Source organism: Nostoc sp. DedQUE09, from assembly GCF_034530915.1.
Classification (GTDB): domain Bacteria; phylum Cyanobacteriota; class Cyanobacteriia; order Cyanobacteriales; family Nostocaceae; genus Nostoc.
Window position 1 is genome coordinate 1 of record NZ_JAVRCE010000086.1, and the last position, 22,641, is coordinate 22,641.

The 22,641-nt window shown below is 41.8% G+C and carries 20 protein-coding genes and 1 pseudogene; 14 read left to right on the top strand and 7 right to left on the bottom strand.

Annotated features, from left to right (window positions below):
- Window positions 1-449: 449 nt before the first annotated feature.
- From RMY27_RS32280 to RMY27_RS32290, 3 genes are all read right to left on the bottom strand, one after another.
- Complete coding sequence (locus RMY27_RS32280) at window positions 450-1,082, bottom strand: response regulator transcription factor (protein WP_322668896.1); 633 nt, start codon at window positions 1,080-1,082, stop codon at window positions 450-452.
- Window positions 1,079-1,915, bottom strand: coding sequence for a S1C family serine protease (locus RMY27_RS32285; protein ID WP_322668897.1), 837 nt, complete (start codon window positions 1,913-1,915; stop codon window positions 1,079-1,081). The genes RMY27_RS32280 and RMY27_RS32285 overlap by 4 nt, the downstream gene beginning before the upstream one ends.
- A 331-nt stretch (window positions 1,916-2,246) precedes the next feature.
- Window positions 2,247-3,158 (bottom strand): S1C family serine protease, encoded by a 912-nt coding sequence (locus RMY27_RS32290; RefSeq protein ID WP_322668898.1) that lies wholly within the window; start codon window positions 3,156-3,158, stop codon window positions 2,247-2,249.
- A 291-nt stretch (window positions 3,159-3,449) separates the two neighbouring features.
- Between RMY27_RS32290 and RMY27_RS32295 the strand changes: the two genes are divergently transcribed.
- The 9 genes and pseudogenes from RMY27_RS32295 (at window position 3,450) to RMY27_RS32330 (ending at window position 10,376) form a co-directional block, all read left to right on the top strand.
- Window positions 3,450-4,304: a uroporphyrinogen-III synthase gene (locus RMY27_RS32295; protein ID WP_322668899.1), complete on the top strand. Its 855-nt coding sequence runs from the start codon at window positions 3,450-3,452 to the stop codon at window positions 4,302-4,304.
- 145 nt (window positions 4,305-4,449) lie between these two features.
- A complete protein-coding gene (locus RMY27_RS32300; protein WP_322668918.1) occupies window positions 4,450-4,743 on the top strand; it encodes a 2Fe-2S iron-sulfur cluster-binding protein in 294 nt (97 codons plus the stop codon).
- Between the two features lie 5 nt (window positions 4,744-4,748).
- Window positions 4,749-4,964 (top strand): annotated as a pseudogene (locus RMY27_RS32305) (2Fe-2S iron-sulfur cluster-binding protein); the annotation flags it as partial.
- Between the two features lie 75 nt (window positions 4,965-5,039).
- On the top strand, window positions 5,040-5,192 hold the full coding sequence (locus tag RMY27_RS32310) for a hypothetical protein (RefSeq protein ID WP_322668900.1): 153 nt from the start codon (window positions 5,040-5,042) through the stop codon (window positions 5,190-5,192).
- A gap of 230 nt (window positions 5,193-5,422) precedes the next feature.
- Complete coding sequence (locus RMY27_RS35670) at window positions 5,423-5,575, top strand: DUF559 domain-containing protein (protein WP_416212385.1); 153 nt, start codon at window positions 5,423-5,425, stop codon at window positions 5,573-5,575.
- Between the two features lie 120 nt (window positions 5,576-5,695).
- On the top strand, window positions 5,696-6,463 hold the full coding sequence (locus RMY27_RS32315; protein ID WP_322668901.1) for a class I SAM-dependent methyltransferase: 768 nt from the start codon (window positions 5,696-5,698) through the stop codon (window positions 6,461-6,463).
- A gap of 456 nt (window positions 6,464-6,919) precedes the next feature.
- Window positions 6,920-8,008 carry an ABC exporter membrane fusion protein gene (locus tag RMY27_RS32320; protein WP_322668902.1) on the top strand — a complete coding sequence of 363 codons (1,089 nt, stop codon included), beginning with the start codon at window positions 6,920-6,922 and terminating at the stop codon, window positions 8,006-8,008.
- Window positions 8,005-9,213, top strand: coding sequence for an FtsX-like permease family protein (locus tag RMY27_RS32325; RefSeq protein WP_322668903.1), 1,209 nt, complete (start codon window positions 8,005-8,007; stop codon window positions 9,211-9,213). Before RMY27_RS32320 ends, RMY27_RS32325 begins: the two co-directional genes overlap by 4 nt.
- A gap of 26 nt (window positions 9,214-9,239) precedes the next feature.
- The gene (locus RMY27_RS32330; protein WP_322668904.1) at window positions 9,240-10,376 is read left to right on the top strand and encodes an ATP-binding cassette domain-containing protein; all 1,137 of its coding nucleotides are present in this window, start codon (window positions 9,240-9,242) and stop codon (window positions 10,374-10,376) included.
- Between the two features lie 56 nt (window positions 10,377-10,432).
- On the opposite strand, the gene RMY27_RS32335 is transcribed toward RMY27_RS32330, so the two are convergent.
- A complete protein-coding gene (locus tag RMY27_RS32335; protein ID WP_322668905.1) occupies window positions 10,433-11,398 on the bottom strand; it encodes a class I SAM-dependent methyltransferase in 966 nt (321 codons plus the stop codon).
- 369 nt (window positions 11,399-11,767) lie between these two features.
- Here RMY27_RS32335 and RMY27_RS32340 point away from each other — a divergent pair, with 369 nt between their 5' ends.
- From RMY27_RS32340 to RMY27_RS32360, 5 genes are all read left to right on the top strand, one after another.
- A complete protein-coding gene (locus RMY27_RS32340; protein WP_322668906.1) occupies window positions 11,768-12,466 on the top strand; it encodes a glutathione binding-like protein in 699 nt (232 codons plus the stop codon).
- Between the two features lie 175 nt (window positions 12,467-12,641).
- The gene (locus RMY27_RS32345) at window positions 12,642-13,253 is read left to right on the top strand and encodes a GNAT family N-acetyltransferase (protein WP_322668907.1); all 612 of its coding nucleotides are present in this window, start codon (window positions 12,642-12,644) and stop codon (window positions 13,251-13,253) included.
- Between the two features lie 912 nt (window positions 13,254-14,165).
- Entirely contained in the window at window positions 14,166-15,536 is a 1,371-nt protein-coding gene (locus tag RMY27_RS32350; RefSeq protein WP_322668908.1) for a serine/threonine-protein kinase, read from the top strand.
- Between the two features lie 72 nt (window positions 15,537-15,608).
- The gene (locus RMY27_RS32355; protein ID WP_322668909.1) at window positions 15,609-17,057 is read left to right on the top strand and encodes an ABC transporter substrate-binding protein; all 1,449 of its coding nucleotides are present in this window, start codon (window positions 15,609-15,611) and stop codon (window positions 17,055-17,057) included.
- 262 nt (window positions 17,058-17,319) lie between these two features.
- Window positions 17,320-18,372 carry a hemerythrin domain-containing protein gene (locus tag RMY27_RS32360; RefSeq protein WP_322668910.1) on the top strand — a complete coding sequence of 351 codons (1,053 nt, stop codon included), beginning with the start codon at window positions 17,320-17,322 and terminating at the stop codon, window positions 18,370-18,372.
- A gap of 81 nt (window positions 18,373-18,453) precedes the next feature.
- Here the strand turns inward: RMY27_RS32360 and RMY27_RS32365 are convergent, their stop codons facing one another.
- The 3 genes from RMY27_RS32365 to RMY27_RS32375 form a co-directional block, all read right to left on the bottom strand.
- Window positions 18,454-19,650 carry a M20 family metallopeptidase gene (locus RMY27_RS32365; protein ID WP_322668911.1) on the bottom strand — a complete coding sequence of 399 codons (1,197 nt, stop codon included), beginning with the start codon at window positions 19,648-19,650 and terminating at the stop codon, window positions 18,454-18,456.
- Between the two features lie 271 nt (window positions 19,651-19,921).
- Window positions 19,922-20,485 carry a pentapeptide repeat-containing protein gene (locus RMY27_RS32370; RefSeq protein ID WP_322668912.1) on the bottom strand — a complete coding sequence of 188 codons (564 nt, stop codon included), beginning with the start codon at window positions 20,483-20,485 and terminating at the stop codon, window positions 19,922-19,924.
- Between the two features lie 375 nt (window positions 20,486-20,860).
- The gene (locus RMY27_RS32375) at window positions 20,861-22,621 is read right to left on the bottom strand and encodes a serine/threonine-protein kinase (RefSeq protein ID WP_322668913.1); all 1,761 of its coding nucleotides are present in this window, start codon (window positions 22,619-22,621) and stop codon (window positions 20,861-20,863) included.
- Window positions 22,622-22,641: the final 20 nt, after the last annotated feature.

Consider the following 22,641-nt stretch of genomic DNA (forward strand, 5'->3'; position numbering starts at 1 on the left):
GAGTTTTTTCTTTTAATCCTTTTATTCAGAATACTAGGAAAGTGACAGAAGAGGGATATCTGCTTTTTCGGTCAGAATACCCTTCTTGTATTCTGTATTGATAACGATCTCATATTTTTAATAGACATCTTGCAAAAGTTATTTTTACAAGATATTGAGGTGCATGTTAATGGGTAAGGGAAAATTCCATACCTTTAACATGCACCCGAATGACACGCTTGTAAAGCCCAAAGGCTTGTGTCGTCTTGTTCCCAGCCTAGAGGCTTGAGAATGTATTTAAAGTGGGCTTCTGCCTCTTGTCAAGCTACTGGAGGCGGAGCCTCCCAGAATGGATTCCCTGCCTAAAGGCAGGGAACCAGTCAGAACGAGTCAGAGCATGGGCTGTATCTTTTCTGTACCATTCCCCTTTACCCCTTACCCTTTTCCCCCAATGCCAAGAAGTCTATCGATCAAAGCATAATCAAACCCAGCCGCACACCCACAGCAACAGCTTCAGTGCGGCTGGAGACACTGAGCTTTTGAAAAATGGATGAGAGATGAAATTTGACGGTATGCTCAGAAATATGCAAACGTTTTGCGATCGCTTTATTTCCCAACCCCGATCCAAGCATTCCTAAAACCTCTATCTCCCGTGGTGTCAAGGTTTGTACGGGATTTGTTACTACTTTTTCGCGGATAGACAGTAATTCTACAGCATCCGGGTGCAGCACCAGCAAACCAAAAGCGATCGCTTCCACAGCCGCAACAATTTCTGACTCTGTACTAGTACTGGGCAATATTCCCCGGATACCAGAACGTAACGCTGTCTCTAAGTCGATGCTGTCAAGTTCTTCAACAATGACAATCGTTCCTAATGGATATTGCTGTTCTTGAATAACCAGCAATTTTTCCCATACCGATTGTTGAAAATTACCGCTCAAATCTACCAGCACCACATCCGGCTGTAATTGCCCAACTTCACTCGCCAATACATCTAAATCGGATGCACTCCCCACAACCGTCAACCGAGGATTGGTAGTCACCACAGCTGATAACCCTGCCCGCACCACAGGGGAAGTAGCAACCACCATCACTCGGATCATGTCGCCTCCACAGCAGTTTTATCGGACTGCACGGCAACATAAATCACGAATTGCTGTCTACCGCGTAGGAGTTGTAGCGGCACAGATCCTTTACTTTCATGGAGATATTTGGTTAAGTCATTTATGCTAGTGAATAATCGCCCCGAAACTCCAATTAAAACATCGCCGATTTGTATACCAGCATTTTCTGCCGCACTGTCAGGTAGAATTGACAGCACCAATAAACCCAAGCTACGCCTACCTAAAAGCACAGGTTGCAGTGTAACTCCCAGTTGCGGACGACTATTTCCCTGTAAAAAACGCTCAACGGTGTTGCTGGGAACTGCCACAGCCAAACCATTAACAATCATCGTATTAATTCCCACAACAAGGCCTTGACAATCGGCAAGTGGCCCCCCAGAATTACCAGGATATAGCCGCAAATCGGCCATAACTGCTCGTGGATTATTTGCATGGATAATTCCAGTTGTCACAGCGCCACTGTCAGCAAAGGGATTACCCACCGCCAAGACTAATTCACCCACTCGTAGCGCTTCAGAATTGCCGATAGTTGCAGCAGTTAAATCAGTGGCAACAATTTTCAGGGCGGCTAAATCCTGCTGCGGATCGAATTGGGTACGCACTGCATCAAATACCCTTCCATCTGCCAATTCCACAGTTGCGCGATTGCTGGTTGCCACATGGGCATTAGTGATAATTAGTCCGTCAGGTTGCCAAATTACACCAGAACCGACTCCTAGAGAGCCACTTTTTACTTTAACAGTGCGCTCGCGTAGTTTAGCAGCTACCTCTGTCAATTCAGCAGCGACGTTAATTAATGTTGTGTTTGCCATGTTATACAATTTTTGAGCGTGTCAAAGTAAAATCAGTCAAACGTTCGAGCAAAAAGGTCGGAGTTTCCAGTTCAGAAGCTCAACGTTCGAGCAAAAAGGTCAAAGTTCCGAGTTCAAAGCTTGAACGTTTGAGCAAAAAAGTCAAAATTCCGTGTTCAAAGCTTGAATGTTCGAGCAAAAAGGCCAAAGTTTCGTGTTCAAAAGCTCAACATTTGAGCAAAAAGGTCAAAGTTCCGCGTTCAGAGGTCAAAGTTTCGAGTTCAGAAGCTCAAATGAATAGAAAATTTAGATAAATCTTCACAAAGCTAGTTAAACCCATCCCAAATTGGGATTATTCCTCCTTAGTAGGTCGTTCGCCAACTGCGATCGCTAACTCAATTAACACTCCACCCCGCACAACTTGCACGTTGACAGCTTTACCAATGCGATCGCTACTATTGAGCAGCGCCAGCACATCACCTGTATCGCCCACAGTTACGCCATCAAACGTTACCAAAACATCGCCAAGCAGTATACCTGCATTGTCAGCAGGCCCGGAAGGCTCAACATTGACAACAATTACCCCAGTTGCCGAACTTAAATTGAGAGCAGTTTTCAGGTTTTTTGGTAAACGTACAGGTTGCATTCCTACACCCAAGTATCCTTTAGAAATGCGTCCTTTTGCTACTAATTGGTCAACCACGCGATCGACTGTAGCAGTGGGAATTGTCAGAGCAGTACCACGCCGCCCCGATGTATTCATGCCTACCACAAAACCAGCCGCATCTACGAGCGGCCCACCTGCAAAGCCAGAGTAAAGGGTGATATCTGGGCGGATGAATTGGTCAATATTCCCGCCATTCATACTACGCCAAGCACCGCTAACCACACTCACTGCACCCATAGCCGCCCTTAAGTCACCTTCGCTACCTCTTGCCAGTCCTAGTACCAAATGACCAACTTTGAGCGTTTTGGCATCGCCAATTTTTGCCACAGGTATTTCTACATTTTCTAGCTTAAAAACAGCGATATCGGTGCTAGAGTCATGACCGACGAGTGTTACTGGTGCAGTGTTACCATTTGATAAGGTAATAGTGATATCGTCATAGCGCTGGAGGCACTCATCAGAGGTGATAATGATGCCATTACGCCAGTGAATGCCGCTTGGGGAAACACGAGTACCTCCATTTACTGCAACCACAGCACTTCCAGCTTGTTCTACGGTATCAGCTAAACTGTTCGACAAAGCCAGTAATGAAGACATAAGATTTTCCGCAAATGTTTTTAGATATTCAGATCGTGCCGTTTTCTCAATACAGATGACATCGGAAAAATGGGGAGTAATTCATCCTAGAAAAATGGCTAGGATTTACATCAGCTTTTTGGTCTTGCTGAATAGACATAGGAGTGAAATTAAATATGCGTTATCTAAAACCCTTGTAGAGACCTAGTAATGCTACATCTCTAGATTCTTTTTCAGATTTGAAGCGATGTACATGGTCGGTGAAAGGGAAAATTTCAAGCGTATTGCGTTCTAAAGTGGAATAGCAATGAAATGGGAGATGAACCAATGCACATCGAATCAAGAGAAATCAACCTGTTGACTCCATCTAGAAACTTACCTCTCTATGGCAAAAGAATTTTAGTAACAGCACCGAGAAATTATGCTTATAGGTTATCCGAACAAATCATTAAAAAAGGTGCTTTACCTGTTTTTATGCCTACCATCGAAACCTGCTATTTATCAAACTATACTCAGTTAGATGTCGCTTTAGCTCATATAGACGAATTTGATTGGATTGTCTTTACAAGTAGAAATGGCATCACTGCATTTTTTCACCGCATGAATGATTTACATATTCCCATCTCTGCGCTTGAAAAATGTCACTTATGTGCTTTAGGAAAAGACGCAGAAAGCTTATTATCTTTTTGTGGCAAGGTAGATTTAATTCCAATAGAATCTAGCCCAGCCGGAATTGTAGCTGAATTAGCGAAACTTCCGCAAATTCATGAGAAAAAAGTGCTGATCCCGGCTCCAGAAGTTGTAGGTTTACCTGAGCCTGATGTTGTACCCAATTTAATTAGGGATTTGCAGCAATTGGGCATAGAAGTAACTCGTGTACCTGCATATATCACACAGGGTTTAGACACAAGTATCTACGGTATTGAATTAAATCTGATACGTCAAGGAATTATTGATGTAATTGCCTTTAGTAGCACGGCGGAAGTAGAAAGCTTTTTGACAATGGTCAACTCACAAAGCGATTATGAACATTGTGTTATTGCATGTTTTGGCCCTTATACAACTGCTAATGCCCAAAAGTTGGGTATGAATGTTGCGATCGTGGCTAGAGATTATAGTTCATTTGAGGGATTTGCTGAAGCGATCGCAGCATTTTTCCTTGTGTGATTTTTCTGTCGAGTTCCTGGTATATGTAAACTAGCCCCACTAAGCGTCTGAAAATCTAGAACAGTCAAATACAATCAACTCTAGACTAGCAGCACATAAACTCGTAGTATCGAATATGGAGTTTATTAGAACTAGGGATTGTTACATGGCAACTTATAAAGTCACATTAAAGACCCCAGAAGGCGATAAAACAATTAATGTTGAAGATGATGTGTACATCTTAGATGCCGCTGTCGATGACGAAGGCATAGACATACCCTACTCTTGTAGGGCTGGTTCTTGCTCTAGCTGCACCGGCAAGTTGATTTCAGGTACGATTAACCAAGACGATCAGAACTTTTTAGATGACGAGCAAGTTAACGATGGATTTGTCCTCACCTGTGTTGCCTATGCTACTTCTGACTGTACAATCTTAACCCATCAAGAAGATGAGCTTTAGAGATCGCTAACGAGGAATACGATCTGGACTTGCCTTCTTCCTGTAGCGCTGGTTCTTGCTCTACCTGCACCGGGAAGCTGATTTCAGGTACAGTGAACCAACATGATCGGAACTTCTTAGACGACGAGCAAATTGACGCAGGATTCGTCCTCACCTGCGTAGCCTATGCTACTTCTGACTGTGTAATTGAAACTTATCAAGAGGAAGTGCTTAACGGTTAAAAGTGGGTAAGGATTGAGGGCATTGGTGTCAACTTAAGCCCAAACCCTTTTCAAATCTCGTTTCTCTGGGTGAAAATGCTGCTTATTGGGCTGCTGCCTCCGTTGCTGGTGGTAGCAGCCCCCCATTATGTTCGTCACCCTAAAAAATGTATGGCAATTAAGCTGCGATCGCAAATGAGTTTAGATGTGCAGCAACTTTTTGTTAATTTGCATTGTCTGAAAGATTAATCAAAACTTACAACCGCTCTAAGTCTGGATAAAAAAGGGAAAAGATAAGGGGACAAATGAGTTTGTTGTAGGTGCAGAATTATGGAATATAAACCCTCACCCCAACCCTCTCCCTTTGGGAGAGGGAGTCAAGAAAAAGAGGAAGAAGAGAATAAATATCAACAAGATTTATCTTGTTCCCCTCTCCCAGAGGGAGAGGGGCTAGGGGTGAGGGTTTAAGAAATAGACGTTTGTTAAATACAAAATTTTGTACACAACATAATATTGGTAGATATATCACTGATTTTTATTGTCACGAAAAATTACTAATTATCATTATCGAATTAGATGGTAGTATTCATGCAAATCAGCAAGCTCAATATTTTATCAGGAAAACTGGTTAAAATCTAATCAATTTACAGTGATTCGCTTTAGTAATGAGCAAATATTTAATGATATAGAACTACGCCCGTGGGTAGAGAACTTTTAGCCCAGACAATTGTTACAAGAATAGTTTTGCAGGTATGAAAATTGATTTTGGTGCAACTGCTACTGATTATGCAAAACACCGCGCTGGTTTTCCCAGTTCATTATTTAATAGATTGTCTGAATATGGTATAGGTTTACCAGGGCAGAATATTGTTGACCTCGGCACAGGAACAGGAACATTAGCACGGGGCTTTGCCGATAGAGGTGCTGATGTAATTGGCATAGATCCATCAGCATCACTTTTAGAACAAGCGAGACAGTTAAGCGAATCTATGCAACTGAAAGTAGATTATCGAGTCGCAACCGCCGAGAATACCGAGTTACCAGACGCAAGTGCAGATGTAGTCACTGCTGGACAATGTTGGCATTGGTTTGATCGTCCTCGTGCTGTCCAGGAAATTACTCGGATATTAAGAAAAAATGGCTTGATCGCGATCGCACATTTTGATTGGATACCTTTAAAAGGTAATGTAGTTGAAGCAACAGAACAACTGATTAAGGCTCATAATCCAGCGTGGAATCTGGGCGGCGGGAATGGTATGTATCCCTTGTGGTTACAAGACATTGGCGAAGGAGGATTCCGAGAAATCCGCACATTTTCTTATGATGTATTTGTATCTTATACACACGAAGCTTGGCGGGGGCGAATTCGGGCGAGTGCAGGCGTGGGAGCCAGTATGACACCAGAAAAGGTAGAAGTATTTGACCAGGAATTGGCGACATTACTCGAAGCAAAATATCCTACACCAATTCTTCAGGTTCACCATAGAGTTTGGGCAGCGATCGCCAAATCACCGCTATGAAAAGTATATATATAGTTATAGATTTATTAGCAATTGCTTCACAATGGCATCTTAAAACCATTCGGTTAGCTTGTTTTTCAAGGGGAGATACCCGTAACCATTGGTGTCAACTTAAGGTGAAACCCTTATAAAGGCTTGGGCTTGATATTAGACTTCTTGCAAAAGTCCCTAACACCCCACCCCCAACCCCTCCCCGCTTGCGGGGAGGGGAGCGTTTGTGTCAGCAAATGCGGGGTGGGGTTCTTTGCGTTTAATAAGTAATCAAGCGGAGACGATATGACTCAGTTTCTTGCAGAAGTCAGTATATAGCGATTGGCAGTAAAAATGGGAACAATATATATTGTAGGGATAAAAACTTGACCAGATAATTTATGCTTTTATCTCTTACTTTATCAAGGTGAAGTTGACTTATATCTTATATCTAACAATAGTTTTATACTCCAAGCAGAAAGAACTATGACACATTTATTTACCCGTAGTGATAACAGTAAAAATACTATATTATCCGTATTTTTAAGTACATTATTTTATGGAGGGATCGCGCTTAGTGGGGCGATCGCATATCGGATGATGGGGACGAGTGAAGCAGTTAAACCTCAGCCAGTGATTGTAACTCCAGTGGTGCTGCAAACGGTGACGGCTTTGGGGCGTGTGGAACCTGAAGGAGAAGTGATTCAAGTGTTTCCGCCTTCTTCAACGGAATCAGCCCGCATTCAACAGCTACGTGTGCAGCAAGGAGATTGGGTGAAGGCGGGGCAAGTGCTTGCGGTGTTGGATAATTATACTCGCCGTTTGGCAACTGTGAATATGGCGCTAGAAGAAGTGAGAGTAGCCCAAGCGCGATTAATGCAGGTACGAGCGGGGGCGAAACAGGGAGATTTACAAGCTCAACAAGCGGCGATCGCTCGTTTGGAAGCGGAATTGAAAAATGCTCAGATGGAGGAGTCACGGTATCGCAGTTTGTACCATGAGGGAGCGGTTTCGGCTTCCCAGTACGATAGCAAACGCTTGGGGATGGAAGCGGCACAACGACAGGTGAGTCAAGCTCGTGCCTCTTTGAATAGTTTGGCGGAAGTTCGTCCGGTAGATGTGCAGTTGTCTCAGGCAGAAGTGAAACAGGCAAAGGCAAAGGTGGTGCAGGCTCAGGCGGAATTAGCCTTGAGTGTGGTGCGATCGCCCCGAGCTGGACAAATCATTAAGGTGCAAACCTTTCCCGGTGAAATGGTAGGGACGAAAGGCATCGTGAGTTTAGGTAATACGATGCAAATGGTGGTAGTAGCAGAGGTTTACGAAACAGATATCCCTAAAATACATCTAGGCCAAACAGCAACGATTACCAGTCCCAGCCTCACTAAACCGCTCTTTGGAAAAGTATCTCAAGTGGGTTTAGAAATTGGTAAACGCGATGTTTTAGATACAGATGCCGCAACAGATGTGGATGCTCATGTGGTAGAAGTAAAAATTCTCCTGAATCGGGAAAATAGCCGTGTTGTAGCAGGAATGACAAATCTCAAAGTTGATGTATCAATAGGACTTAAAGAATGATTCGACGTTTTGTAATTGAAATTCAAAAAATTCCCATTGCTTGGTTGCAATTGAGATATCAACGCAATCAAACTATAGCGGGAATTGTAGGAATTTTTTGCATTACATTTCTCATTTTTATGCAGCTTGGGCTGAGAAATGCCTTTTTAGAAGGGGCGTTGCAATTACCTTTGAATTTTAATGCAGATATTGTTTTAGTTAGCTCTCTCTCTTCAACTGTATTGCAACCAGTAACGTTTTCCTCCAGACCTTTATATCAAGCACTAGCGTTAAAGAACGTTGAATCTGTCGCACCACTTTATATTACTTCAACCCAATGGTACGACAGAAATCAGTCTCTTTATCGTATTAGAGTGAATGTTATAGGCATTCCTTCTAATATACAAACACTAAATTTACCCGGACTTCAAGAGAATCTTGAAAAACTAAACAAGCAAAGATTTGCTTTATTCGACCGTAATGCCAGAAATGAATTTAGTCCCATAATTACTGAGTTCAACGAAACAGGAAATTCATCGGCAGAAATTTTAGCAGGAGCTAATGGAGCGTTGCGAGAACTTAGAGTTGTTGGACTTTTTGAGTTAGGGGTTAATAATGCTTATGATGCTAGCTTTATTATTAATCCAACAACTTTTAGCCAATTATTTGGGCGGAGCCTGACAAAAATAGATGCTGGCTTAATTAAATTAAAACCAGATGCTAATTCAGATACCAATATAGAGCAAACTGTTGAGCAATTAAGAAAATATCTTCCGGCAAACATTAAAATATTTTCTAAATCAGAATTAATCGCAAGAGAAAAAATATTTCATGAAAGCAACTCACCAATGGGTTTTATCTTTCGGTTCATTTTGATTATTGCTATCATTATTAGTATTTTTATTTTATACCAAATACTTTATGTAAAGGTTACGCATAATCTTGCCAATTATGCAACGTTAAAGGCTTTGGGTCTTAACCACAACTCTTTAGTTTCTATAGTTTTTCAAGAGGCAATATTTTTGGTTATTGCCGGATATATTCCAGGTGCAATAATATCATGCTTGGCTTATGATTATCTAGTTAAAACTACAAAAATATTTATCCAAATGACTGTAGAATCAGGATTATTTGTTTTAGGATTAGTCTGCATGATTTGCATAATATCAGCAGGGCTTTCCTTACTAAAGGTTAAAGATGCAGATCCAGTGGATGTTTTTAAGTAAATTTAATTCCTTAATTTTATAGGTTTATGAATCAGGTTATAGCCATTAAAAGGCTGAATCATTATTACCGGGAAGGCAGAAGTCAAAGACAAATCTTATTTGGAATCGATCTGGATATTCACCCAAAAGAAGTCGTTATTTTAACTGGAGCATCTGGTTCTGGGAAAACAACGCTACTATCTCTAATTGGCTGTATGCGTTCTGTTCAAGAGGGTAGTCTCAAAGTCTTGGATCGTGAATTGAAGGGAGCCAACGAAATCCAGCGAATGCAAATACGGCGCGGAATCGGCTATGTTTTTCAGCATTTTAACTTACTGGATTTTATGACTGTCCAGCAGAATGTGATGGTTTCGCTGGAATTACAGGATGATTTCAGGCCTCAAGAAGCAAGAAGCCAAAGTACGGATATCTTGAAAGCAGTGGGGCTAGGGCAGCACTTGAATGCTTACCCCAGGGATCTCTCTGGCGGGCAAAAACAACGTGTGGCGATCGCCCGCGCCCTCGTTCACCGTCCTCGATTACTTCTGGCGGACGAGCCTACATCCGCTTTAGATCGGCAAACAGGACAAGAAGTCACCGAACTAATGACGACACTGGCGAAAGAACAAGGAAGTGCGGTTTTGATTGTTACCCATGACAGTCGGATCTTTGGGGCTAGCGATCGCATCGTGCGTATGGAAGATGGCAAACTTGATGTAGATTATGAGGGTCAGCTATCTGTTGCTTTACCAACTTTAACGGATAAGCAATTAATTCAATTGATTCCCAGGCTAAAAATGTTGACCTTCCAGCCTGGCGAAATTGTTATCCGCCAGGGTGATGTGGCTGATAGATTCTATATCTTGATTGAAGGGGAGGTAGAAATCATTCAAGAGTTTTCAGGTTCGGAATCAAAATTATTAAACACCTTGGGGCCTAATAACTATTTTGGTGAAATAGGATTACTGCACGAAACCACGCGCAAAGCAACTGTACGTGCGGCACATAACGCAGCGATCAAAGTTATTGCCATCGATCGTTCCGATTTTCATGAAATGATCGTCAGTTCAAAAATGACTCATGCACTTTTGGACTACCAAGCAATAAAATTGTTCTATCAAGACGAGCTACAGGGGCATGATGAATTGAAACTCTATGTTTCATCCAGAGAAAGCCATCACTAGCGACTGGCTATGATGGCTGATTTGCAGTAGATAGACGAATATTGCAATTATTAAAGCTAGTTGTGCTTGATAGGTTTGATTCTAGCGATCGCTAGTAGTAACATTTTTGGCAGCCAAAAAAGATAACAATATATTTGTTTTGCCTGACTATAAAGCGAGAATAACTTTCTTTCACTCAATAAAGTAAATGGTCTAACTGCTCTGAGAATTTCTGCAATTTTATCTTCCGCCGCAGTTTGAACTGAACCACTTACAGAATAACCTTGTAAATGTGGAGGTAAGCGCCAGTTAATATTAGGATCTGGCTGATGTATTACAGGCTCAACATTCCCCCGCCATGCAACTCCCATAATTTGCATAGTTTGATACACCATTGTGTTCCACCCTTTCTCTTTAAAATAGTCCAAGCCTTGACCTACATCAGGAGAAGCCAAATCGTGAAATAAAACTAAAGCATCTGCTTCTGCAAGTTGTTCGCAAATAATTGCATCATTGAGCGGAGCCGATGCCTCGTGATTACCATCTATAAATATCAATGACCATTTACGTTGAAATTTATTTGCTATTTCTTTTACTTTTTCAGGGCTACATCCTGGTATGAGATTTACAGATTCCTTAACGCCTGCTGACTTTAGTGACTCTGTAACGCTTTCATTAAATAATTGTTCAGATAGCATCGGATCGATTACATCTAGCTCTACTCCTCCTAAAGCCAGATGACAAGCTGACCAACCCATCCAGCAACCTATTTCTAAAGCTTTTTTTCCTCGAAATTTTAAGGCTGTATTGTATAGAATATGAGCTTCATCTCTGCTTACAAAACCTACCTTTTGCCGTCGCTTATCCACATACCAGTTATGAGTAATATCCCGCCGCAAGTAAAGCCAAAAAGAATCATATTTATTTCCTAAAGTTATATTGGGAAAATATGAATCTGCCTGAATGGTGGAAAATCCTGACGAAACATAATCTCCTTTTGGCAATAAGTTTCCTTCAATCACGCTTACTGTTTTTTCGCTCATAAGTTACTCTCTAAGTATTTGGAATCTAGGTTTTGGGGTGACAATACAACTTCACCAACTTCTCGAAAAGCGTCATCGTCCCTACAGATGAACTAGTTAATTTTTTTTAAGCATTACGTCTTTTTTTTGCAATGCAAAATCATTAATAGCCCAGCAAAATAGTCCAGTATGGGGCTATAGCTCCATTCTGAAAACGATTTTCCATCTTAACTCTAGGACAATACTTTTGGGTATAAAGTGCTAAAATACCTACTGTATATACATTTTTGCAGCTTTCGCCCTCTTCTTTTCAGATTTTGTGAGAAATCCGAAAAAGCTGTCCGCACTATTGGCTTAAAAAACACTCGCACAATTTTAGGGAAGATAATCATGATCGATCTTTATTATTGGACAACTCCAAACGGTCATAAAATCACAATTTTCTTGGAAGAAGCCGAATTACCATATACCATAATTCCTGTAAATATTGGGGCTGGAGATCAATTTAAGCCCGAATTTCTGAATATTTCTCCTAACAATCGCATCCCCGCGATCGTTGACCGCGAACCAGCAGGTGGAGGTGCGCCGATTTCGGTATTTGAGTCTGGTGCAATCTTGCTGTATTTAGCAGAAAAAACTGGGAAATTAATCCCCCAAGATTTACGCGATCGCACTCAAGTTTTAGAATGGTTGTTCTGGCAAATGGGAGGACTGGGGCCAATGGCGGGACAAAATCATCACTTTAGCGCCTATGCTCCTGAAAAGATTGAATATGCCATTAACCGCTACGTGAATGAGACGGGACGCTTATATGGAGTGCTGAATAAGCAACTAGCAGATAGAGAATTTGTGGCTGGCGATTATTCTATTGCCGATATTGCTGCCTATCCCTGGATTGTGCCCCATGAGCGCCAAAGTCAAAACCTAGAAGATTTTCCTCATCTCAAACGGTGGTTTGAGACAATTAAAGCCCGTCCGGCAACAATTCGCGCCTACGAGAAAGCAGAAGCATTGCAAACTCAGCCGCTCGATCCAGATAAGTCACGAGATTTGTTATTTAACCAGTCGGCAAAGACTATTCAACCTTGAGCCTAATGAAATTGTCTTGTTATAGCAAAGTGCTGAGTGCTGAGTGCTGAGTGCTGAGTGCTGAGTGCTGAGTAAGAACCCGGTCTTTCAAGCCTTTGAGCAATCAACACTGTCCTAACCTATGTGACTACGGCTATACTGTGGCGATCGCTAAGTAAGCTCTAAAGGAGCAATTATGAGCAACAATTTCTCACTATCTTCCTTTCCTGAATTAGAAACAGAAAGGCTCCTTCTTCGTGAGACAACGTTACAGGATGCTGAGGCTATCTTTGCTGTATTCTCCGATCCAGGTGTGACTAAGTTTCACGATCTGGATACCTTCACTTCTATTAAAGAAGCGATCGCTGTAATTGAACGTAGAGCCAAGCGGTTTGAGCAAGGAGATGCTATTCGCTGGGGAATTGTCCATAAGCAAAACAACATTTTGATTGGTTCTTGTGGGTTCCGGGTAAACCCACAAGAACACTCAGCTGAAGTCGGTTATGAGCTTGCTAGTACTTTTTGGAGGCAAGGCATTATGACGGAGGCAGTGAGTACTATCTTGCAATTTGGGTTTCAAAAAATGGATTTGCGTTTCGTTGTTGCCCAAGTCATGCTGGAAAATATCGCTTCTAAAAAGCTGCTAGAAAAGTTAGGTTTTCACAGTCAGGGTGTAAAGAAACAGAATGGCTTCTTCAAAGGGCAATATCACGATCTGGAGCAATTTAGGTTCTTGGCAACTTTTGGTGATCTAGGCTGGGGGAAGCCAGAAGGCAGAGGGCAGAAGGCAGAAGAAAGAAAGGAATAAGTAGTTGTTGAACCAAGCATCGAGCTGCTCAGGTAGGCGTTGACGCACAAGGAATGCAAACTGTTGAGCTAGTTCAATAGCTGACTTCAAAACCCGTAACTGTAAGGTAATGCTGTAATCAGCCCAAGGTAAGTCTGCTAATAAGCGTTCATAGCGACTATGAATGAAAGTGAGTTGGTTGATTACAAACTGGACAGTTAACTACTCTACTGATTGCGGAAACAATCAAATTTATCTGAGTTTTTATTTTGTCAAGAAGGCAATTCTCAAGTTTCAGATTGGTTGAATCTGGTAATAGGTGAGTTAGCACCGACATAGAACTTGCTGAGGCTTATTCCTCAAATGTTTGATGGAGTGAAGTTTGAAGTATCTCGATTATATCTTTCTTTCTTCTTCCTTCTGCCTTCTGCCCTCTGCCTTCCCCCAACCTAGATCACCAAAAGTTGCCAAGAACCCATAATATCGTACAAGATTTGTGGCAAGGATATTTACTTGTTATGAAAAAATGTTCAGATTAGCTATTTTTTTGCTCCTAACTTGCACATTTTAGAAGCCTTATATGGCAAAGCTTTTAGCCCTCCTTTGAAAAATGCACTCTCTTTCATTTGTTGCTAGCAGCGAAAAAACGCAGCTAGTAGTTCGCCAAGTTCACTTGGCGGGGTAAAGGGTAAGGGGGAAGGTGGGGCCCCCTCTGGGGATAAGGGGCGGGGGGAAAGGTTTTAAATCCCTTACCCTTTCACCTTTTTCCTTTCCCCTTTCCCCAGCCCTCACCCAGCATTTTGGGTTGGCAGACTACTAGTGTCTACGACGGGCTACGCCTACGTCATTGTCTATGTAGAGACTTTACAATGTAACACCTGTAGAGAATTTAAGGTATATTCTAAAAACTAATAAAACGACAGCGATAATTATATGGTCTGCTGCCTAAATCCTAATTGCGAGAATCCCCAAAATCCTGACGGGGCAAATTTCTGCCTCAGTTGTGGCACAGAGTTGTTATCGCTATTGAGAAATCGTTACCGAATCATCACGCCATTAGGGAGAGGAGGGTTTGCACGCACATATATCGCAGAAGATATAGACAAGCTCAATGAACGATGTGTTGTGAAGCAGCTGGTTCTAAGTCAATTTTATGGCAGTCAGGGTAGTCAGGCACATAAAAAAGCGACTGAGTTGTTTGAACGAGAGGCCAAACGTCTCAAAGAACTAGGAGAACATCTCCAAATTCCCAATTTGTATGCATATTTTAAGGAAGCTGAATATCTCTATTTAGTACAGCAGTTTATCGAAGGGCAAAATCTGTTGCAAGAGTTAAAACAGCAGGGAGTTTTTGATGAAGCCAAGATTCGAGATTTTTTAAATGATTTATTATCTGTACTAGTAGACATACATCAACAACAAGTAATTCACCGAGATATTAAACCAGAAAATATTATTCGCCGTCAAAATGATGGGAAATTAGTACTAATTGATTTTGGGGTGGCAAAGCAAAAGACGGAACCGACAAACACTACAGTGGGGACAATTATTGGTTCATTAGGTTATGCACCAATTGAGCAAATGCAAGCGGGTAAAGTTTTTCCTTCCAGTGATATCTACAGTTTAGGAATAACTTGCTTTCATCTGCTGACTAATATCTCTCCTTCAAGTTTGTGGATGAAACAAGGCTATGGTTGGACTTCTAGTTGGCGGCAGCATTTAACGCAACCCATAAGTCAACAATTAGACATGATTATTAATAAATGTCTACAAGAAAATCACGAACAGCGTTATCAATCTGCACAGGCTGTCTTACAAGATTTGAAGAAGTTGCCACCGCTAAAGTATACATCATCTCCTACAGTTATTCCACCTACTCTGCAATCGAGATCGCAGCCACAAAATCAACATAAATCAACTCGATATCTACCGCAATTCTCTAATAGTCAATTGTTGTCTGGAGCAATAATAGCTGGATCGGGTAGTTCATTTTTAGCGATCGCACTTATAAGTTTCCTCGGAACGACTTGGATTAGCTCTGGATTGTGGTTGCTCATTTTAGGAGGATTAGTCTTTATTCAATCTCGCCCACTTCTAGAAAAAACTTATTTAATTCTTATTGCTATCATCGCGAATTTACTCGTTGTTTTTATTTTCAGAAATATCCTAACTAATAATCTTTTTAAAGCTGGTTTAAATGGACTACTGCTCGTAGGATTGTTAGTTATTCTGGCAGGTTTATTGACAGTTATTATCGTGGGTGTGTCTGAAATAATCAACAAACTGATTGCTAAATATCTTTAGTTTTTTGGTTTTGCTCAATTTTGATAAATCTCTTTATCTCAGATAAATTTTGTAAAATTTGGATAATTATTCATGACAAATAAAAAAGAAAACTTGAGACTGCTTATTTCACTTGGTATAGCTGGGGTAATGGTAGCAGCTATTTTATGGTTAATTAGCCAAGTTTCTTCTACTATCGTAACATCATCAGATCAGACACAAAGTTCATCTTCATTTACAAATAAGCCGTCCTTAATGAATTTGGGTACAAGGATTTTAGTGAAAGTGCAAACATCCCCTGAAAAAACAGATGGAGTTAAAGCTTTTGCTGAGAAAGATTTCACTACTGCCGTTAAAAAATTTACTGATTCTCTGAAAAATAATCCCAATGACCCGGAAACTTTAATTTATTTAAACAATGCCAAAATAGCACGAGATAATTCAGAAGCTATAAAAGTTGCGATCGTCGCACCAATTAACTTCGATCCTAGTTTAGCAGAAGAGATTTTACGCGGTGTAGCTCAAGCTCAAAATGAAGTTAATAACCAAGGAGGAATTAATGGTAAAAAATTACAAATTGTAATTGCAAGTGCTGAGAATAGAGAAGATTCTGCACGGCTAGATAATGAATTAGTTGAAGATAAAAGCCTTGTAGCTGCTGTGGGTGTTAGACGTAAGGCAGAAATATATAAAGAGAAAGGTTTGGTTTTAGTCTTACCCGTCGAGCTACCAAATCAAGCAGAAAATCCCAATAATACACTAAATAGTCAACCTAATATTTCCACAAATAACTACTTGTTTCATGTAAATCCGTTATATGATAATTTAGTAGATACTCATTCTCGCTACATTGCTCGACAAGCAAGAAATGTTGCTATTTGTGGTGATGTTCGTAGTTCAAGAGATAATTCCACCTCTTCATCAAATCAGATACTTGTAGAAAAGTACACTCAAGCTATCAAAAAATATGGTAGCAACGTTATTAGTACACCTTGCAATTTAGCAGACAAAAATTTTGACCCTAAAGCTTTTGTGGATAAAGCCATAGAAACAGAAAATGCAAGCGGCTTTTTATTAATGCCTTCAATCAGAAATATATATTTTGCCACCAAGGTAGCACAAGAGGTTAAAGGTAGAAAGCCACTGTTTGCTTCTGAAACTATGTACAGTGCAACAACTTTACAAAATGGCAAGGATCTCGAAGGAATGGTATTACCTGTGTATTGGCACCGTAATGCTAATAAAGATAACCCCTTTGCAAAAAATGCTTTTCAGCTTTGGAATGCACAAGTAAATCAGAGAACAGCGGGAGCTTATGATGCACTCCAAGCAATTATTGCTGGCTTAAAAGAAGACAGCACCCGCGAAGGATTGCAAAGGGTATTGTCTAATCCCAATTTTTCCACATCGGGAGCAACCGGAATGATTCAGTTTTCGCCCTCCGGGGAGCGTCAAGGAGAAGCAATGCTAGTCAAAATTGAGCGTTGTGAGTCTTGTTCTAGTGGAACTGGTTACGATTTTGCCCTCTTGAATAAGAAGTAGTTTTTTAAAATTAATTTTAATTCTAAAGATATAGATTACTTCCAAATAGGTAATCTATTCAATTTGAATGTAAGACTAAACTGCTTGCTTTGATTGCAACCATGAATTGAAGCGATCGCTTCGATTTTTCTCTAACGAAAAGTTTTATTTCTCTACCCAGAGTTGTGAGAGCGATCGCTCAAAAGAAAGATGAAATATCCCCAACTCCTATGTCAAGGTTATATCAGTAATAATTCTGAAGACTTTGCCGAGGAGAACACGAATGGTAACTACATTAGATGATACGAAACGCAATGCTATTGCTGTAAAACTTGCAAGTATTAAAGCTCTGCAACAGTTGGCGATCGAAAATGAACAATCGCTTTTGACGCAAGGGCTTGATGCTGAAATTGCCGATCGCATCCGAAATTTTATCAATGATGATGAAAAAAACCTTGGTGTTCTGGAAACCGTAATTGGTCAGTATGGGATTCAGGCTGAACCCAAACAAAATGTTACGCAATTCATTGAAAAAGCTCGCGAATTGTTCAAAGGTTCTGAGTTAAGCCTGTATGAGAAAGTCTCTCAGCATGAATTGCTGAAACATCAAATAGTAATGAGTGGCTTGATAGTTCACAAAGCTGCTCAAAAAGTTGGCGCTGATGTGTTGCTAGCGATCGGGCCATTGAATACCATTAACTTTGAGAACCGCGCTCACCAAGAGCAACTCAAAGGCATTCTGGAAATTTTGGGTGTCCGCGAACTCACTGGACAAGATGCAGATCAAGGAATTTGGGCACGTGTTCAAGACGCTATGGCCGCAGTCAGTGGTGTAGTTGGTAGTGCTGTCACCCAAAACAGCGACAAAAAGGATTTAAATATCCAAGATGTTATCCGCCTCGATCACAACAAAGTAAATACCTTATTCACCGAACTACTGCAAAGCGACGATCCACAAAAGATCCAAGAGTACTTCGGTCAAATTTACAAGGATTTAACTGCTCACGCTGAAGCTGAAGAGGAAGTAGTCTACCCACGAGTACGTCCTTTCTACGGTCAAGATAACACCCAAGAACTGTTTGATGAACAAGCTGAAATGAAGCAGGTGTTAGACCAAATTAAGGCCATTAGCCCTTCTTCATCTGAATTCAAAGATCAAGTTAGACACTTGATGGAAGCTGTTGGCGACCATATTCGTCAAGAAGAAAGCACAATGTTTGCTGCTATTCGTAACAACTTGAGCAGCGATGAAAGCGAGCAACTGGCTACTGAATTCAAAGCCGCTAAGACCCGAATCCAAGAGAAATTGGGTGTTGTTAGCGAATCGAATGTGTAAAATGCTTTTGGGCTTTCTATATCCGCTAAAAAAGGTTAGTTAAACAAAAACTCCCAGCAGAAAAACGCTGGGAGTTTTTGTTTATAACTTTTGCTGACAGTTTTGCTGACAATATTTATAAGCTGTGTATGCCATAGTGACAACCCCAGTGATAATAGCAGATTCATCAACTTCAAATTGGGGATGGTGTAATGGGTGGTTAATGATTCTTTCTTTGTAGCCTACGCCCAAACGAAACATAGAACCGGGGACGTGTTCCAAATACATCGAAAAATCTTCAGCACCAAGGGAAGGTTCGGGTAGTACTTGAACGCGATCGCTACTCCAAGCTTCTTCTGCGGCTGATTGTAACAATTGCGTCAGGGCGTAATCATTTTGGACACTGGGTACACCTTGGCGATAATTGACTTGATACTTTGCCCCGTAGGTATGGCAAACATTAGATACAATGTTTTCAATCCAGTTTGGGAGATGGGCACGCGTTTCGGGATGGAGCGATCGCACTGTTCCCAATAACTGCACTTTATCCGCAATTATATTCGGCGCTCTGCCACCATTAATTTTCCCGATACTCAATACTACAGGACGCAAGGGATTTTGTGTCCGGCTGATGGCTTGTTGCAGTGCAGTAATCACTTGGCAAGCAATCCAAATCGCATCAATCGCCTCATGGGGACGTGCCCCGTGTCCAGATTCTCCCATAATCAGAATCTCTAAATCATCAGCAGCGGCTGTCAAAGCCCCGTAACGCACCCCAATAGATCCTGCGGGTATAGAAGGGAAAACATGAACCCCTAATAAAGCTGAAACATTTTCCATCGCTCCATCTTTCACCATCCAGCTTGCCCCTTGAGCAATTTCCTCAGCTGGCTGAAATAAAAACCGTACTTTTCCACCCAACTCCTCAGCCATTTGGGACAGCACCATTGCCGTTCCTAACCCCACAGTGGTGTGGACATCGTGACCGCAAGCGTGCATAATCCCATCTGCACGAGAGGCATATTCCAAATTAGTGCCTTCTTGAATTGGCAAGGCATCCATATCAGTACGAATTGCCAATAAACGGCCATTTTGGCTAGTGCCTTGGAGTTCTCCAATCACGCCTGTCTTACCAACTCCCTCTTGTACGTGTAGCCCACTGGAAGACAAAACACCAGCTACGAAGGCTGCTGTTTGGTACTCTTGACCGCTGAGTTCTGGGTGAGAGTGGATGTGGCGGCGAATTTCAATTAAGCGGGGTGCTAGTTTTGCTGCTAGGTCTTTTATATGGGTAAGCATCGATTCAATTAATCTATAGGCTTTTTTCCCATGATAAAGAACTGTTAATAAACAAAATGCTTTTGCTATACAAGGAGTGTTGAGAACAAGCAGAGGAGCAGAGGAGCAGGGGAGCAGGGGAGCAGGGGAGCAGGGGAGACAAGGAAGACAAGGGGGAATTATTGAACAAGTCTCTCCCTTATCTCCCCCCCTCTTCCTGGTCTACCTTGTCTCTTCTCGATTCCCAATGCCCCATGCCCCATGCCCCATGCTCCATACCCCATACCCCAGTTTATTTTGAGTAGCAGGTTGTGCCTGGAGTATTTTCGGGTTTGTACTCGTTACATTCTCTGGGATTTTGACGCTCTAACGACCAGCCATAAGGCTTGTCGGAGGTGACGACACCATTATTTAAAGTTGTTAGTCGGTAGTTAGCACCCCGAAAATTAGTAAATTGCAATTTGGCATCTTTTAAGTTCGCTGCTTCTAAATTGGCACTGATGAAGCCGGCAAAAGACAGATCAGCATTTTCCAGGGATGCTGATTTTAAATTTGCTCCTGTTAAAGAAGCACCACTGAGATTCGCCGAATTCAGAATCGCACCTTCTAAATTTGCACCGGTGAGATCGGCATTCGTGAGATTAGCTTGAGATAATGTAGCGCTGCTCAAGTCAGCTCCTCGCAAATTTGCTCCAATTAGATTCAGCTTAGTTAGGTCAGCGCCACTCAAATTACACCGAGGACAAGCACTTGTTGCCTTCAACTGATCCAAATCTAGCTGATTTAACGCAAGAGCCTGCTTTGCAAACCCTAAACAAGCTAACAGGACGACGGTGGCAACAATCTTAAGTTTCATATTTTTTACTGATATTTACAAAAATGACAAGTTACGAACATCACGTACTGTCATCCTTACATATACTGCTTCTCTAAGGAAGTACAGGAATGAAGCATTGATTAAGAAGCTGTAAAAATACCATAAATTCTAATAGTAAGACTACTCAAACAGAAATATAGGCTATAAAATCAAATCGTAAGGAACTATACCGAACCAATTATAGACTACCAAATATGTGATCCCCCTAGCTCGATAAAAATACGACTAGGGGGATCTTGTTTTTAGGCATTGGGAATGGGGCATTGGGAATTGATTATTAATTCTGCCCCTGCCCCCCTGTCCCCCTGCTCCCTGGTCACTGAGCGTAGTCGAAGTGCTGCCCCCCTGCCTTCTTCATCGCCATCCTAAAAGGCGCAGTCCAGGGACAATTAGGTAATAACTCACTCCTAACCAGAAGCTGATAAAGAAGCCTACAGAACCAAAAAAAGTCAGAGACAACTGTAAGTCTGGCCAAGCTGGTTGATTGGTAAATTGGAAAATTGGAGGTGCTAACTTCAAAAGAATTAAAACTGCATAGCCGATCGCACTGCCAAAGGCTGCGAACACAGCGTACACTACATGATGGCTGCGAAGTCCTAAACTCAAGGTGAGTAGGCAAACTGCCACTAAAATCACTGCCACTAAGCCTTCGCCGCTATCTTTTGGGGTGATTAATTGCAAAATTAACCAGCCGAAGCCATAGCTAATTATGCCCATCAGAGAAGCCACTAAAAACCGCCGCCGTTGACCAAAACACCCGGATACTGTCAGTCCCCATGCGGTTCCCCAGCCTGCGGCGACGAACACCAAAATATCTGCCCCGAAGACTGGTTGAGTATTTGGTACTAATTGGTTTAGCTGACGCCCAATCAATTCCACAACTTGAGGCCCTAAGCTGGTGTGATAGGCCAAAATAAAACCAGCGATCGCACCAAAACAAGCGCCGATAGTACTCAGAATGATCGCCCAAATCGTCGCCAAACAAGCTCGGAAAATTTTAATGATTGTCTGAGCGATAAAAATAACGGTTTTGGTGACAGCTAGGCTAAAGTTAGCTAAAACTTGTTCAATAGCTTGTGTTATCAGTGTAAATCTCTGGAAAACTTGCGTTGAGGCAAGCTTAATTTTGTCTCGTAGTTGGGCAAATAATCCTGGCGGCGGTAATGGTTGAGAAATCTTCGCCAAACGTTTTTGAATTATAGCTGCATTTGCTGGACGCGATCGCACATCCTCCTGCACCATCTCATCCAGCAAATCTGCTAGTTGCGGGTTGACATTTACCGCAGTTCGCCAGCGCAATTTACCCGTTTGCTGATCTTCCAACTCTAGCGGATATTTGCCTGTTAGTAGTTCAATCACCGTTCGACCAAGAGCATAAAAATCGGCACTTGGCCCAACAATACCTCCAGTCACTTGCTCTGGTGGACTGTAGCCAGAAGAAAATAATCGCGTGGAACTAGACACAGAACGCAGCTTAGAGGCGCTAAATTGTTTCGCCCCGCCAAAATCAATTAGTACCAAGCGATCGCCCTCTATTTGCCCTTGAGATGGGGTTAAAGATGGCGAAGAACTGCCCAGCATTAAATTAGAAGGTTTGATATCCCGGTGAAGAATCTGACGCTTGTGTAATTCTTGTAAAATCTGCACAGCTTGGACAAACCAGTTTAAAACCAAACTCTCTGGACACCCTTGGGGAAACTTTTTTAATATCTCCTCTAAAGTTTGCCCATTGATCTTTTCCATTACCAGGCAAGGCAGTTGGTGCGGTTTGGGGTTAAACAGTTGTACCTGAAAATACCCTTCGGCATCGACTCTGGGGACACCTGGATGGTGCAAACTAGATAAAACCGCCGCTTCTTGGGTAAATAACTCCAGTGCCTTTGGTGAATCTTCTACCAATACTTTCAACACTTTCTCTGTTTGAGTTTTTTCATCCCAAACTGTGTAGATTTGAGCAAATCCTCCCGATCCTAATGGCTGAAGTGGAACATAGCGGTCTAACAACTCTAGCGGTGCGCCACAGCTGTTGCAAAATTTGTTTCCCCAAGGCTGAGGATAAGGACGTTGACAATCAGGATTTATACAGTGAACCGCCCTCTGAGTGATGTGGGACACAACCGCTACAATACAAAGGC

Excerpts from the sequence above, each read along its gene's own strand:
- RMY27_RS32280 (WP_322668896.1), bottom strand. The coding sequence starts at position 1,082 with ATGATCCGAGTGATGGTGGTTGCTACTTCCCCTGTGGTGCGGGCAGGG.
- RMY27_RS32285 (WP_322668897.1), bottom strand. The coding sequence starts at position 1,915 with ATGGCAAACACAACATTAATTAACGTCGCTGCTGAATTGACAGAGGTA.
- RMY27_RS32290 (WP_322668898.1), bottom strand. The coding sequence starts at position 3,158 with ATGTCTTCATTACTGGCTTTGTCGAACAGTTTAGCTGATACCGTAGAA.
- RMY27_RS32295 (WP_322668899.1), top strand. The coding sequence starts at position 3,450 with ATGGGAGATGAACCAATGCACATCGAATCAAGAGAAATCAACCTGTTG.
- RMY27_RS32300 (WP_322668918.1), top strand. The coding sequence starts at position 4,450 with ATGGCAACTTATAAAGTCACATTAAAGACCCCAGAAGGCGATAAAACA.
- RMY27_RS32310 (WP_322668900.1), top strand. The coding sequence starts at position 5,040 with ATGCTGCTTATTGGGCTGCTGCCTCCGTTGCTGGTGGTAGCAGCCCCC.
- RMY27_RS32315 (WP_322668901.1), top strand. The coding sequence starts at position 5,696 with ATGAAAATTGATTTTGGTGCAACTGCTACTGATTATGCAAAACACCGC.
- RMY27_RS32320 (WP_322668902.1), top strand. The coding sequence starts at position 6,920 with ATGACACATTTATTTACCCGTAGTGATAACAGTAAAAATACTATATTA.
- RMY27_RS32325 (WP_322668903.1), top strand. The coding sequence starts at position 8,005 with ATGATTCGACGTTTTGTAATTGAAATTCAAAAAATTCCCATTGCTTGG.
- RMY27_RS32330 (WP_322668904.1), top strand. The coding sequence starts at position 9,240 with ATGAATCAGGTTATAGCCATTAAAAGGCTGAATCATTATTACCGGGAA.
- RMY27_RS32335 (WP_322668905.1), bottom strand. The coding sequence starts at position 11,398 with ATGAGCGAAAAAACAGTAAGCGTGATTGAAGGAAACTTATTGCCAAAA.
- RMY27_RS32340 (WP_322668906.1), top strand. The coding sequence starts at position 11,768 with ATGATCGATCTTTATTATTGGACAACTCCAAACGGTCATAAAATCACA.
- RMY27_RS32345 (WP_322668907.1), top strand. The coding sequence starts at position 12,642 with ATGAGCAACAATTTCTCACTATCTTCCTTTCCTGAATTAGAAACAGAA.
- RMY27_RS32350 (WP_322668908.1), top strand. The coding sequence starts at position 14,166 with ATGGTCTGCTGCCTAAATCCTAATTGCGAGAATCCCCAAAATCCTGAC.
- RMY27_RS32355 (WP_322668909.1), top strand. The coding sequence starts at position 15,609 with ATGACAAATAAAAAAGAAAACTTGAGACTGCTTATTTCACTTGGTATA.
- RMY27_RS32360 (WP_322668910.1), top strand. The coding sequence starts at position 17,320 with ATGGTAACTACATTAGATGATACGAAACGCAATGCTATTGCTGTAAAA.
- RMY27_RS32365 (WP_322668911.1), bottom strand. The coding sequence starts at position 19,650 with ATGCTTACCCATATAAAAGACCTAGCAGCAAAACTAGCACCCCGCTTA.
- RMY27_RS32370 (WP_322668912.1), bottom strand. The coding sequence starts at position 20,485 with ATGAAACTTAAGATTGTTGCCACCGTCGTCCTGTTAGCTTGTTTAGGG.